The following is a 13458-nucleotide window of genomic DNA, read 5'->3' on the forward strand; positions in this document are numbered from 1 at the left end:
TCGACGTCCCGGGTGTCGTCCCGGGCCTGCCGTCGGTCCCCGCCGTCTCCGACGTGACCGACGTGTCGAACGCCGCCGCCGGCGTGACCGCCCTCGCGCAGAACACCGTCGGCAGCTTCGGGCTGACCGATGACCTTTCGCGTGGCCTCGACTCCGCTTCCGTCGGCCAGGCCGGTGGCCTCGCCAACGGCGCCGTCGACACCGCGACCGACCTCGTCCACGACGTCCCCGCCGTGGACGCCGTGCAGATCCCGGCCGTCGACGCCGTTCCGGCCGTCGGTGACCTGACCAGCGACCTGCCGCGTGTCGACGGTGTCACCGGCGGTGCCCCGAACTTCCTCTCCGAGGTCGGCGACCTGACCACCACCATCGGGAACGTGAACGTCTCCGACGTCACCACCAAGGTGCACGAGGTCGCGAACAACTACGCGAACGGTGACATCGCCAACAACCATGGCGACATCGCCGGCAACGTGGCCAACGAGGTCGCCAACGTCGCGAACGGCGCGGGCGTTTCCGACGTCCACGACGTCGTCTCCGAGGTCGGCAACAACATCGGCCACAACGTCGGCAACATCGGCGACGTCCACCTCGGTGCGGGCGACATCGCCTCGAACAACGACATCCACATCGGCTGAGCTGAACATCTTTCATCTCTTGCCGGGTGAACGGGCCCCGCGACCGGTCGTGGTCGCGGGGCCCTCACCGCATGTTGGCCCATGCCACATTGATTCCGCGCTTGGTTAAGGGAACACTGCATCCCCGTGACAGCCCCAGCCTGGCTCGACGTGCTCAACGAGACCTTGGACGCCTGTGCCGCCCACGGTCGCGCCGACCTGGCCGAACGCCTCCGGCGGAGACGTGACCAGCAGGCCCCGGGCACCCGGATCGCGGTGGTCGGTTTTCCCAAGCAGGGCAAGGGTTACCTGCTCAACGCGCTGCTGAACGCCCCGGTCTGCGCGGTCGGCGACGCGAGTACGCCCGCGGTCCCCACCGAAATCGGGTACGCCCCCGATCCCGCCGCCACCCTGGTCGGGCACGCCCGTGAACGCGTACCGGTCGACAATCTGGCCAAGGAACTCGAGGTCCGGCCGCCGGGCTCGCTGCGCCGGGTCGAAGTCGGCCTGCCGCGCGAACTCCTCGGCACCGGACTGGTGCTGGTGGACACCCCTGCGATAGGGGATCCGCGGTCGCCGCGCACGGCGGCCACCCTCGACGTCCTCGCCGACGCGCACGCGGTGATCCTCGTCTCCGACGCGACGCAGGAACTGCAACCGGCCGAACTCGCTCTGGCCCGGCATATCCGGACGTGGTGCCCGGCCCTGGTGCTGGCGATGACGAAGATCGACGTCAGCCCCGACTGGCGTGAACTCGCCGCGCGCAACCGTGCCGCGCTTTCGGACACCGGGGTCGTCGCCGACGTCTTCCCTGTCTCCGCGACAGTGCGCCAGGCCGCCGCGAAGGCCGGTGACACCGGACTCAATGGACGGTCCGGTTTCCCGGATCTCCTGACCTGGGTGGGGGAACAGGCCGCACGGCCGATCGAGAAGACCCGCGCGCTGGCCGCCGCGGTGAGCGTCCGCGCGGCGGCGGTCGAACTGGTCGAAACCCTCCAGACCCGCCTCAACGCCTTCTCCCAGGACAGCGGGATCGACCAGGTCACCCTGCTGCACCAGGCACAACGGCGCGCCGAGGAACTGCGGCGGCAGAACGTCCGCTGGCAGAACCTGTTGTCGGACGAGATCACCGACCTGGTCTCCGACGCCGAATACGACCTGCGCGAGCGGACCAGGGTGATCGTGCGGCATATCGACCGCACCTTCGACGAGGGCGATCCGGTGCAGATCTGGCCGGATTTCCAGACCTGGCTGGAAGAGAACCTCGCCGAGGCCGTCGAGACCAACTACAACTGGGTGTCCGACCGGTCGACGTGGATCGCGCACGCGGTCGCGACCGGTTTCGGCGCACGCTACGGACAGGCGCCGGATCTGCCGCTGACCGGTTCCGGAGCGGACTCGATCCCCGAAGTCGGCACGCCGAAGATCGAACGGTTCAAGATCGGGCAGAAACTCTTCACCGGATTGCGCGGTTCCTATGGTGGCGTGCTGATGTTCGGTCTGGTCACCAGCCTCGCCGGCCTGCCGCTGATCAACCCGGTCTCGCTCGGTGCCGGTGTCGCGTTCGCCACCAAGAGCGTGCGCGACGAAGGCGGGATGCGGCTGCAGCGGCGCCAGGCACTGGCGAAGGCCGCGGCCCAGCGACACGTCGACGACGTGTTCATCCGGTTCAGCAAGGAGATCAAGGACGAGGTCCGGCAGGTCCAGCGGCGACTGCGGGATCACTTCACCGCGCTTTCGGACGAACTCGCGGAAGAGCTGACCCGCCAACGGGAACTGATCATCGCCGGATCCGCCGAACGGGACCGGCGCACGCAACGGGTCAAACGGGAGATCGACCGGTTGGCGGGGCTGCACCGGAAGGCCGGCGCGCTGGGCAGCGGCGCCGCGCCACGCCGGGAGCTTTCCGCGTGAGCTCCGCCCTGGACGTCCGCGAACTGCTGAGCGACGCCGCGGCGCTCTACCGTGACCACCCGCCCGCGCAGGCGATGCTGCAGGAATGTCTGGAGCGGCTGGAAGAACCGCTGCGCGTCGGGTTCGTCGGCACACCGGGAACCGGTAAGTCCACTTTGGTCTCCGCGCTGGCGGAATGGCCGACGCGTGCGCTGCGCGAACTGGATCTGTTCGACACGCCGGCGCTCGCCGAGCACGTCGACGCGACAGTGCGTTTGGTGCGGCATCTCGAACCCGACGAACTCGCGGGTGCCCGTCCGGCGGGTGGTTCGGCGTTCGCACGGCAGAGCGCGGTGAACTCGGTGCTGGTGCTCGGCCGGGCCGACGAGGTCGGCGCGGGCCGGATCGACGCGCTGCTCACCGCGAAGCAGCTGGCGCGCCGCGCTTGGCGGGAAGACCCGAACTGCGCGGGATTCCAGGGGGTCATCGCGGTCGCGGGACAACTCGGGTACGGCGGGCGCGCGCTGCGGGACGACGAATTCGAGGTCCTGCGCGCGCTGGCTTCCGTCTCGCGCCCGGACCTGGAACGGTATCTCCTGTCCGTCGATTCCTTTGTGGACGATCCGTTCCCGGTGCGGATCCCGCCGCAGTCGAGGAAACACCTGGTGTCGCGGTTCGGGCTCTACGGTGTCCGGCTGGCGATCACGCTCATCCGGACCGGCTGCGAGAGCAGGCTGAAACTCTCGGCGGAACTCGTGCACCGCAGCGGACTCGGCGATCTGCGCGACACCTTGGCCGGCTGCTTCGTCGCCAGGGCCGAGGCCCTGAAGGCGCGGACGGCCGTGCTGCGCCTGGAAAACCTGCTCGTCGCCGAACCTCGTCCACACGGCGACCGGCTGGCCGCGCGGGTGGAACGCTTCGCCGCGGCCGCGCACGACTTCCGCGAGTTGCGGCTCATCGCCGACATCCGCGGTGGCCGGACGGCGTTGTCCGGAGAGGTCGCCGAGGAGGCCGCCCGGTTGCTCGGCGTCCAGGGTGTCGCGCCGACCGAGCGGCTCGGACTCGAATCCGACGCGGATCCGGTGGAGATCCACGCGGGCGCCGAGAGCGCGCTCGTCCGCTGGCGGCACGAAGCCGAGCGGGCGGACGCCGCATACGCCGAACGCGCCGCCGCGCGGGTGATCGTGCGTTCGGCGGAGGGCCTGCTCAGCCTCTTCGTGGCTTGACGCGGGCCGACACCCGGGTCGAGACGGTCGGGAAGGTGGTCGCGGACCTGATCGCCGACCGCGGGTTCACCGACCTCGGCGAGTTCACCCGGCTGGGTCGAGGGGCAAGGCGAACGTGGTGCCTGCCGATGGACGACCCGGTTATTTAGTAGTTAGTAACTGGTAACTTAGCCGTATGGCCCGACGGGTGAGTGGAACCGAACGACGTACCCAGGTGCTGGCCATCGCGGCGGACGAGTTCGCGGAGCACGGGTTGCACGGGGCGTCGACGGAGACGATCGCGAGACAGGCCGGGATCACGCAGGCGTACGTCTTCCGGATGTTCGGGACGAAGAAGGCCCTGTTCCTGGAGCTGGTCCGGGCGGCGTTCGAGCGGGTCAGCGGGGGGATGCGGGAGGCGGGCGAGGGGAAGACCGGCCTCGACGCGCTCTCGGCGATGGGCGCCCAGTACTTCGACCTGCTGGCCGACAGGACCGGGTTGTTGTTGCAGCTTCAGGGTTTCGCCGCGTGTGGCGACCCGGAGGTGCGGGACGCGGTGAGGGAGTGTTTCGCGGCGATGTGGGGCGCGGCGGAGGACGGCACCGGACTCGAACCGGTGACCGTGAAGACGTTCCTCGCCTACGGGATGCTGCTCAACGCCGGTGCCGCACTCGATGTCGGGCAGGTCGACGAGGCCTGGGCCGAGGGCGTCCGCACCCGGATCAAGCCGGGCTTGTTCGCTCATCTCACGACGGAGACGAACCGGTGAGCGCCCGCGGCGACGTCTCCGTGCGGCGGGACGGCCGCCTGAGTGGCGCGCTGGTGAGCACCGCGTTGGCGGGAGCGGTGGTCGGCAGCGTCGGCGCACCTCTCATCACCCCGGTCGCCACCGGGATGCACGTGTCCCTCGACGCCGCGCAGTGGACCCTGACGGTGCCCTTGTTCACCGGCGCGATCGCGGGTCCGGTGCTGGGCAGGCTCGGCGGCGGCCCGTACCGCCGGGTCACGATCCTGGCCACCCTGGCCCTGGTCACGGTGGGCGGGTTGCTGACGGTTCTTCCGCTTCCGTTCGCGGCGTTGCTGATCGGCCGCGGTTTGCAAGGGTTGGCGGTGGCGGTCGGGGCGCTGTTGATGAGCGTCGCCCGAGCGCACCTGTCACCGGAGCGCTCGACGTCGACCATCGCCGCGGTGTCGGTCGCGTCGACCGTCGGCATCGGGGTCGGCTACCCGGCGGTCAGCCTCATCGACCAGCTCGCGGGACTGCGCGCCGCGTACGGACTCGGTCTCGTCCTGTCCGCCGCCGCGTTGGTCATCGCCTGGCGGATGCTGCCCGCCGAGGCACCGGGGGAGCGACCCCGGATCGACGTCGCCGGTGCGCTGCTCCTCGCTACCGGAACCCTCGGGCTCCTCCTCGTCATCGCCGAACCCTCGATCTGGGCGACTCCCTGGCTCGCCTCCGGCGCCCTCGCCGGTGTCGCCGCGACCCTGGCCGTGTGGGCCTTCTTCGAACTGCGCACCACCGAGCCCTTGGTGAATCTCCGGCTGCTCGGCCAAGGGCCCATCCTGCGCGCGAACGTGGCGATCCTCATCGCAGGAGTGGGTTTGTATCTGCTGTTCAGCCTGTTCACCCGGTATGTGCAGACCCCCGACGGCGTCCACTACGGATTCGCTCTCCCCGGTGTCGCCGCCGGTGCGGCCTTGATCCCGTTCTCGCTGCTCGGGTTCGTCGCGGGAAGAACGGTGCCCCGGCTCATCGCGGGTATCACCGAACGGTGGACGTATACGCTCTCGGCCGCGATCGCCGCTGCCGGTGCCCTGCTGTTCGCCGTCGGCAATCAGTCCCTGATCGCCGTCCTCACCGCTATCGCCTTGCTCGGCTTCGCCGTCGGAGGTGTCTTCGCGGTGATGCCCAAGCTCGTCCTCGTCGGTGTGTCCCCAGGGGAAACGGCCAGCGTGCTCTCGATCAACCAGATCGCCCGCAGTATGGGAATGAGCATCGGCAGCGCACTCGCCGGCTTCCTGCTCTCGGCCGCCACCCCGGACGGCGGGGAGGTGCCCGGCCAAGACGGCTACGTCACCGCGGCGTTCTGGGCGCTGCCCCTGCTCGCCGTCAGCGCGCTCGTCATCGCCGCGCGCCGCCCGATCGCCCGTTAGGCGTTGCCGAGCACCTTGGACACGGCGATCTCGATGACCACGCGTTCCGGGTTCGGCTTCGGCTGCCGATAGCGGACTGCGTAGCGGTTCTCGGCGTCGCGCACCGACTCCGCGTCCTCGACGAGGACAGCGCGTCCCTCCAAAGTGGACCATCGCGGTCCGTCGATCTGGCAGGCTGCGACCGGAATGCCCTTTTCGCCCGCTTCCTTGAGCATGCGGGCCTTCTTGGACGAGCGGAACGTGATCACCCGGGCGATCCCGGTTTCGAAGTCCACTGTGACGCCGACGGCGACGACGTGCGGGGTCCCGTCGGGCCGGACCGTGGTCAGGGTGGCGAGGTGCCGCTCGGTCCAGAAGTCCCGGAAGGTCTCGCCGCGTGCGCTCAGGTCGATCGTCATGGTGTCCACGCTAGGACACCGTTCATGTAGGCGTCATTTGAGGTAATAGTAAGGAAACTTTCTTAACTCTCTTGTTTTTGGATTGCCCGGATGTCACTCTCGAAACGCGCCGCCGCCATCAACGACGTTCCGGAGGAGCCATGAGAAAGACCGTACGGACAGTGCTGGCCGCGGCCGCGCTGACCGCCGGGCTGGTCGCGTCGACCGCCCCCGCCATCGCGGCGACCACTCAGGGAACCCCTTACCAGCCTGGAGTTCTGCGGCCGTCGGTGTCGCAGGCGACGCAGGACGCGGCACTCGCGAAGTACTACGACTTCTGGAAGAAGAACTTCCTCACCACCAAATGCGGCTCCGGCACGTACGCGGTGAAGGCGCCGGACGCCGACCACGCCTTCGTCGCCGAGGGTCAGGGCTACGGTATGACCATCGCGGCCATGATGGCCGGCAAGGACTCGCAGGCGCGCACTATCTTCGACGGCATCCTGAAGTTCGTGAAGGCGCACCCCTCGTCGATCGACAAGGATCTGCACGCGGCCGAACAGAACGAAAGCTGCAAGAGCGTCAACGGCGTCGACGCGGCGACCGACGGCGACCTCGAGATCGCGTACGGCCTGCTCATCGCCGACAAGGTCTGGGGCAGCGGTGGTTCGGTGAACTACAAGTCCGAGGCGCTGCGGATCATCAAGGCCATCAAGCGCAGCGAAGTACACCCCACCACCAAGTTCATGCGGCTGGCCGACTGGGCGGACAGCGGCAAGTACATCAACAGCTCCCGCTCCTCCGACTGGATGCCGGGCCACCTGCGCGCTTTCGAGAAGGCCACCGGCGACTCCTTCTGGGGCCAGGTCCGGACCCGGCAGGAGCAGGCCGTCACCCAGCTTCAGCAGCAGTACTCGCCCAAGACCGGGCTGATCCCGGACTTCGTCGTCAACACCAACTCCACCCCGAAGCCGGCCCCGGACGGTTTCCTCGAAGACAACGACCCGCACTACGCCTACAACGCCTGTCGTGACCCTTGGCGCCTCGGCGTCGACGGCATCACCGCGGCGGGCAGCCCGGCGCAGGGCCAGGTGCGGAAGATGAACACCTGGATCCAGCAGAACACCGGCGGCGACCCGGCCAAGATCACCACCGGCTACACGCTCTCGGGCTCGAAGCTCCCCGGTGAGTCGGGGCAGCACCCGTGCTTCACCGCGTCGTTCGCCATCGCGGCGATGAACGACCCGGGTAGCCAGGCCTGGCTCGACAAGCTGTGGACGTCGGTCACCACGTGGTCGCCGGACGGCACCGACTACTACGGCACCGGCATCACCGTGCAGGTCCTGCTCATCCTCTCGGGGAACTACATCGCGGTCTGATCGAAGTACATGAAGGCCCCCTTCCTGCGCTTGGGCGCAAGGAAGGGGGCCTTCATGTGGTAAACGGACATCCACTGGACAGGATTTCAACTGTCAGTTGACCTCTTCAACAGCCAGTTGTAGCGTCGGCGACCATCCGAAGTCCCCTGTGGAGGTCCGTCATGCCGTCGACGCCGCTCACCCTGACCCGTACCTGGCGCTTGGCCGTGCTCACCGGCCTGGCCGCGCTCGTCACCGCGGCCTGCGGCGGCGGGCCCGATGGCGCCGGCGGCCAGGAGCCGGCCGCCCCGGGCGCGCCCGCCGCGATTCCCGACACCACCGCGCTGATCGGCGGGATCCAGAAGGACGCCGCCGTCGCCGGGACGTTGCCCGCGAAGTACGCGCAGGCCGGGATGTTGCACCTGGCGTCGAATCTGCAGTCCGCGCCCAACAACTTCTACGCCGCCGACGGCAAGACCCCGATCGGTTACGAGGTCGACCTCGCCAAGGCCGTCGGCGCGAAGCTCGGCGTCACCGTGCACCACCAGGACATGGCGTTCGGCTCGCTCATCACGAGCCTCCAGTCCGGCCGCGTCGACCTCACGATGGCGGCGATGAACGACACGAAGACCCGCCAGGCGCAGATCGACTTCGTCGACTACTTCTCCTCCGGCATCACGATCATGGTCCGCAAGGGCAACCCCGACCAGATCAGCGGTCCGGACACGTTGTGCGGCAAGAACGTCGCGGTCGTGCAGGGTACGAGTCACCAGAAGTTCGCCGAGGAACAGAACGGGAAATGCACGCAGGCGGGCAAGCCCGCGCTGACCGTCACCGCGACCGACAGCGACACGCAGAACCAGAACCAGCTCCGCACCGGCCGGGTCGCCGCCATCCTCAACGACCTGCCCAGTGCGGTCTACATCTCGCGGACCGCGGGCGAGGGCAAGTTCTTCGAGGTCGTCCCGGGTGAGCCGATCAACGGCGGGCCGTACGGGATCGGCGTCAACAAGGAGAACAAGCCCCTGGCCGAGTCCGTGCAGAAGGCGCTTCAGTCTCTGATCGCCGACGGCTCCTACGGCAAGATCCTGCAGGCCTGGGGCGTTGAGCAGGGCGCGGTCAAGGAGGCGAAGCTCAATGGCGGAAGCTAGTCGGCCGACCATCGAGCCGTTGCCGATCGTCCGGCTGAGGCATTGGGGCCGGTGGGTCAGCGCGGTCGTCATCCTCGCGCTGCTGGTCCTGCTCGGGATCGCCCTCGGAGGCGCCCAGATCCAGTGGGATTCGGTCCCGGAGTTCCTGTGGTACCGCGTGATGGCGGTCGGTCTGCTCAACACCGTGCTGCTCGCGGTGATCGCGCAGGGTTCGGCGATCGTCATCGGGATCGTGATCGCCTTGATGCGCCGCTCGGCCAACCCGGTGGCGCGCTGGTTCGCGGCGGGCTACATCTGGCTGTTCCGCGGGCTTCCGGTGCTCCTGCAGATCCTGATCTGGTACAACCTGGCGCTGGTCTTCGAGTTCATCTCGATCCCGCTGCCGTTCGGCGGCTACCTGCTGCACGAGCAGACCAACGTCCTGATCACCGCGTTCACCGCGGCGTTGCTCGGCTTGGCGCTCAACGAAAGCGCGTACATGGCGGAGATCGTCCGCGCCGGGTTGAACAGTGTCGACAGTGGACAGACCGAGGCGGCGAAGTCGATCGGGATGTCGCCGGGTGCGACGCTGCGCCGGGTGGTGCTGCCGCAGGCGATGCGCGTGATCATCCCGCCGACCGGCAACGACTTCATCAACATGCTCAAGGGTACGTCGATGGCGTCGGTGATCGGCGTGACCGAACTGATCCACGCCGCCAACAACATCTCGTCCAACAACCTGCTGGTGATGGAGACCCTGCTGGCCGCCGCGGTCTGGTACATGGTCGTGGTGACCGTCGCCGGTGTCGGGCAGCACTATCTGGAGCGGGCCTTCGATGCGGAGGAGCGGGTGAGCGGCCCGTTCTCCCGTGCCGCCAAGGCCTTGCGCACCGCGCCGCTGGTGAGGAGTGAACGTGTCTGAGCCCGATCCTGGAAAAGCACTGCTGAAGGCCGTCGGGGTCCGCAAGAGCTACGGGCACACCGAGGTGCTGAGCGGGATCGACCTCGAAGTCCACAAAGGACAAGTGGTCTGCCTGCTCGGTCCCTCCGGGGCCGGGAAGAGCACCTTCCTGCGCTGTATCAACCATCTGGAGACGATCGACGCCGGGCAGGTCTGGGTCGACGGCGAGCCGATCGGCTTCCGGCTGCGTAACGGCAGGCTCTACGAACTGAAGGAACGCGAAGTCGCCCGTCAGCGGCGCGACATCGGCATGGTGTTCCAGCGGTTCAACCTGTTCGGGCACCGTACGGCGCTGCAGAACGTCGTCGAGGGGCCGGTGCGGGTGCTCGGGGTCTCGGCGGAGGAGGCGCGCGTCCAGGCGCTCGACCTGCTCGACCGCGTCGGGCTCGCGCATCGCGCCGACGCCTACCCGGCGCAGCTCTCGGGCGGGCAGCAGCAGCGGGTGGCGATCGCCCGGTCGCTGGCGATGAAACCGAAGCTGATGTTGTTCGACGAGCCGACGTCGGCGCTCGATCCCGAACTCGTGGGCGAGGTGCTGGCGGTGATGGGTACGTTGGCCGCGGAGGGGATGACGATGGTCGTGGTGACGCATGAGATGGGGTTCGCGGCGGAGGCCGCGGACGAGGTGGTGTTCATGGCCGACGGCGCGGTCGTCGAGACCGGGCCGCCGGGGGAGATCCTGAGCGCCCCGAAGCATGAGCGGACCAAGCAGTTCCTGGCGCGGGTCCTCGCATGACGCGGATCTCCCCGCGGTACCTGCTGCAGTTCGACGAACCGGCCGGGTACCTCGACTTCGCGCGGTTCGGGCCGCCGTCGCACGCCGTGCTGGACACGACGGCGAGCCTGCTCGACTCCTCGACCAAGGCCGGTCCGTCCACTGTGGACGACCTGATGCGGCAGGAGACGCGGGCCAAGGCCGCCGCCGCACGCCTTTCCGGTAGCGACACCGACCACACGGTGCTGTTGCCGCACACCAGTCTCGGGCTCTTCCAGGCCGCGTTCAACGCTCCCGGTGGCGAGGCGCTGGTCTCGGCGTCGGAGTTCCCGGCCAACACCTACCCGTGGGCGCGCGCCGAACAGGCGGGACGGCTGACCGTGCGGCGGCTGCCGCTGGGGAACGTCACCGCGGACGGGATCAAGGCGGCGCTCACTCCGGAGACTTCGCTGGTCAGTGTGAGCGCGGTCGACTTCCGCACCGGGTATCGCGCCGATCTGGCGGCCATCCGGGAAGCGGTGGGAGACAGGCTGCTCGTCGTCGACGGGATCCAGGGCTTCGGTGTGACCGAAACACCGTGGGAGGTCGCGGACGTGCTCGTCGTCGGTGGCCAGAAATGGCTGCGGGCGGGCTGGGGCACCGGATTCGCCGTGCTCTCGGACCGCGCGCTGGAGCGGATGGAACCGATCCTGTCCGGCTGGACCGGCGCCCGCGACCCGGGGCTGTTCGACGACGAGATCCACCCGGCCGACGAGACCGCGGCCGCGTGGTCGATCTCGAACCTGAGCCCGATCACCTCGGGTGCGTTCGCCGCCGCCCTGGAACTGGTCGAAGAGGCGGGTGTAGCGGCCATCGCCGGCCGGATCGCCGAACGTGTCGGGGAACTCGAAGAGGTCGTGAAATCCGTGGGGGGAGAAGTGGTTTCGGCCGTCGAGCGCCGGGCCGGGATCCTTGCCTTCACCGTGCCGGGGCACGCCGCCGAACAGGTAGGCACCGCCCTGGCGAACGCCGGGATCGCCGCGACGGTCCGGCCCGAGCACGTCCGGCTGTCCCCGCACGCGTCGACTCCGGCGAGCGCGGCGGAACAGGTCCGGTCCGCTTTGGAACGCTTGAAGAAGCCGGTCACGGTCTCCTCCGGTGTTCCCGTGGTCGCGTCCGGGGCCTCGGCGGATCTGCTCACCGCGCTCGTCCCGGCGGTGCACGCGCTCGCCGCGATGCTGGGGCCGGGCAACGAGGTCCTGCTGCACGACCTGGGCAGGCTGCCGGACTCGATCGTCGCCATCGCCGGCGACCTCACCGGCCGCACCGTCGGCGGGCCGATGACGGATCTGCTGCTGGGCCTGGTCCGCCGCGGCACCACGCAGGACCTGACGAACTACGAGACACACGGTCCCGACGGCCGTGCGATCCGGTCTTCGACGCTGTTCCTGCGGGACGCCGACGGGGTCGCCATCGGCTGCCTGTGCGTGAATCGCCTGACCGACGGCGAAGTGCGCTCCAGCGGCCAGGAACCCGAGACGTTCCCACCGGACGTCGACAGCCTGCAGCGGTTCCTCGTCGGGCGCGCGGTCACGAAGGCAGGGATCCCGGTGGACCTGATGAAGAAGCGGCACAAGGCGGCCGTGGTCCGGGAACTGGACGAGGCCGGGTTCTTCCTCATCAAGGACTCGGTGGACCACCTCGCCGGGGAACTCGACGTCACCCGGTACACGATCTACAACTACCTGAACGAGATCCGGGCCACCTGACGCTCCCGCGCGCTATGAACGACCCGTTACTTGCAAAATTTGCCAGTAACGGGTCGTTCATAGCGTCCCGGGCGCTACCCGAGGAAGGACTCGACGGCGTCGGCCGCCCGCTCGATCCCGCCGTTCCCGCGCGTCTCCGCCCGCACCTCGGCCAGGCGAGCCGCGACCGAGGGCGACGAGGCCACCCGTTCGACAGCGGCCCGCAGCGTCGACGCCGTCACGTCCGAAGCCGCGAGTTCCTCGCCGACGCCCAGTTCCGCCAGCTTCGCCGCGTTCCCGAAACCGTCGGTGGCCAGCGGGATCGCCACGGTCGGCACGCCGTACCACAGCGATTCCGTGCTACCGCCCATTCCCGCGTGCGTGATGAACGCCGACGCGGCTTCCAGCACCGCCAGCTGCGGGACGAACGGGTGCACTTCGATGTGCTCCGGCAGCGGCCCGAGGTCGGCCGGATCGGTCTGCCCGATCGAGATGACCACATGCCAGTCGGAATCCCGGAATCCGTCCACGCAGGCGCGGAACAGGTCGATCTGGTCGGTGAACGCGGTACCGAGCGACATCAGCAGGACCTTCTTCCCGCTCGACGGCGGAGTCCAGCTTCGGTCGGCCAGCCGTTCCGGATCCAGTGCCGGGCCGACGAACCGGACCGTCGACGGAACCCTGTCGACGTTGGGCTGCATCGCCCTCGGCAGCAGGGCGAGGACCTGTCCCGGATGGGAGATCCAGTCCCAGGCGTCGGCCTCGATCCCGTTTTCTTCCAGCCACAGAGTGAAAGTGGCGAAATAGTCCTTTCCGGACGGTGAGCTGCGAAGCGCGTCCAGCATCTCGCCCAGATCCTCTTCGTAGCCGTCCCAAGCGACATACGTCGGGGACAGCTGCACGGCCGGGACGCCGTAGCGCCTGCCCAGGATCGGTGCCGGGAGCCCGCCGATGTCGTACAGCAGCAGGTCCGGCCGGTTCTTGTCGTAGAAATCGGTGAGCACCGGCATCGCCTGGATGCCCTCGTCGAGGAAGACCCGCATCTGGGACCCGGCGTCCTCCGGCCACGCCGACTGGTCGCCCAGCGGGAGGATCGAGGGATGCGAGACCACTTCGGCCCCGGTCGGTGCGATCAGGCCGGTGAGCGGCTCGCCCACGACGTAACTGACCCGATGCCCGCGAGCGACGAGCTCACGGATGATCGCCAGGGACGGGTAGATGTGGCTCGGTGCGGTGCAGCCGATCATCGCGATGTGTTGCTTCTGCATGATGTCCTGTCTGAATCCGTGAAGGAATGACGGACGGCGCGCAGAAAAGGGGC

The 13458-nt window shown here is 68.7% G+C and carries 12 protein-coding genes and 1 pseudogene; 11 read left to right on the plus strand and 2 right to left on the minus strand.

The features are described from left to right. The 6 genes and pseudogenes from H5J31_RS26955 to H5J31_RS26980 form a co-directional block, all read left to right on the plus strand. Nucleotides 1-638 (plus strand): annotated as a pseudogene (locus H5J31_RS26955) (IniB N-terminal domain-containing protein); the annotation flags it as partial. 126 nt (nucleotides 639-764) lie between these two features. Further along, entirely contained in the window at nucleotides 765-2531 is a 1767-nt protein-coding gene (locus tag H5J31_RS26960) for a dynamin family protein (protein WP_181775450.1), read from the plus strand. Beyond that, nucleotides 2528-3736: a GTPase gene (locus tag H5J31_RS26965; protein WP_181775451.1), complete on the plus strand. Its 1209-nt coding sequence runs from the start codon at nucleotides 2528-2530 to the stop codon at nucleotides 3734-3736. The genes H5J31_RS26960 and H5J31_RS26965 overlap by 4 nt, the downstream gene beginning before the upstream one ends. Then, on the plus strand, nucleotides 3733-3885 hold the full coding sequence (locus H5J31_RS26970; RefSeq protein WP_181775452.1) for a hypothetical protein: 153 nt from the start codon (nucleotides 3733-3735) through the stop codon (nucleotides 3883-3885). Before H5J31_RS26965 ends, H5J31_RS26970 begins: the two co-directional genes overlap by 4 nt. Nucleotides 3886-3911: 26 nt before the next feature. After that, nucleotides 3912-4484, plus strand: a complete 573-nt coding sequence (locus H5J31_RS26975; protein WP_181775453.1) for a TetR/AcrR family transcriptional regulator — start codon at nucleotides 3912-3914, stop codon at nucleotides 4482-4484. Next, complete coding sequence (locus H5J31_RS26980; protein WP_181775454.1) at nucleotides 4481-5869, plus strand: MFS transporter; 1389 nt, start codon at nucleotides 4481-4483, stop codon at nucleotides 5867-5869. The genes H5J31_RS26975 and H5J31_RS26980 overlap by 4 nt, the downstream gene beginning before the upstream one ends. Here the strand turns inward: H5J31_RS26980 and H5J31_RS26985 are convergent. After that, nucleotides 5866-6267: a TIGR03618 family F420-dependent PPOX class oxidoreductase gene (locus H5J31_RS26985; RefSeq protein WP_181775455.1), complete on the minus strand. Its 402-nt coding sequence runs from the start codon at nucleotides 6265-6267 to the stop codon at nucleotides 5866-5868. The genes H5J31_RS26980 and H5J31_RS26985 overlap by 4 nt on opposite strands. Nucleotides 6268-6407: 140 nt before the next feature. Here H5J31_RS26985 and H5J31_RS26990 point away from each other — a divergent pair, with 140 nt between their 5' ends. The 5 genes from H5J31_RS26990 (at nucleotide 6408) to H5J31_RS27010 (ending at nucleotide 12158) form a co-directional block, all read left to right on the plus strand. Beyond that, nucleotides 6408-7625, plus strand: coding sequence for a glycosyl hydrolase family 8 (locus H5J31_RS26990; RefSeq protein WP_181775456.1), 1218 nt, complete (start codon nucleotides 6408-6410; stop codon nucleotides 7623-7625). 161 nt (nucleotides 7626-7786) lie between these two features. Further along, nucleotides 7787-8755: an ABC transporter substrate-binding protein gene (locus H5J31_RS26995; protein WP_181775457.1), complete on the plus strand. Its 969-nt coding sequence runs from the start codon at nucleotides 7787-7789 to the stop codon at nucleotides 8753-8755. Further along, nucleotides 8742-9656: an amino acid ABC transporter permease gene (locus H5J31_RS27000; RefSeq protein ID WP_181775458.1), complete on the plus strand. Its 915-nt coding sequence runs from the start codon at nucleotides 8742-8744 to the stop codon at nucleotides 9654-9656. Before H5J31_RS26995 ends, H5J31_RS27000 begins: the two co-directional genes overlap by 14 nt. Further along, on the plus strand, nucleotides 9643-10431 hold the full coding sequence (locus tag H5J31_RS27005; RefSeq protein WP_407925066.1) for an amino acid ABC transporter ATP-binding protein: 789 nt from the start codon (nucleotides 9643-9645) through the stop codon (nucleotides 10429-10431). The genes H5J31_RS27000 and H5J31_RS27005 overlap by 14 nt, the downstream gene beginning before the upstream one ends. Continuing rightward, nucleotides 10428-12158 carry an aminotransferase class V-fold PLP-dependent enzyme gene (locus tag H5J31_RS27010; RefSeq protein ID WP_181775459.1) on the plus strand — a complete coding sequence of 577 codons (1731 nt, stop codon included), beginning with the start codon at nucleotides 10428-10430 and terminating at the stop codon, nucleotides 12156-12158. Before H5J31_RS27005 ends, H5J31_RS27010 begins: the two co-directional genes overlap by 4 nt. A gap of 74 nt (nucleotides 12159-12232) precedes the next feature. Here the strand turns inward: H5J31_RS27010 and H5J31_RS27015 are convergent, their stop codons facing one another. Next, on the minus strand, nucleotides 12233-13405 hold the full coding sequence (locus H5J31_RS27015; protein ID WP_181775460.1) for a macrolide family glycosyltransferase: 1173 nt from the start codon (nucleotides 13403-13405) through the stop codon (nucleotides 12233-12235). Nucleotides 13406-13458 lie beyond the last annotated feature (53 nt).

It is taken from the genome of Amycolatopsis pittospori, from assembly GCF_013870525.1.
Classification (GTDB): domain Bacteria; phylum Actinomycetota; class Actinomycetes; order Mycobacteriales; family Pseudonocardiaceae; genus Amycolatopsis; species Amycolatopsis pittospori.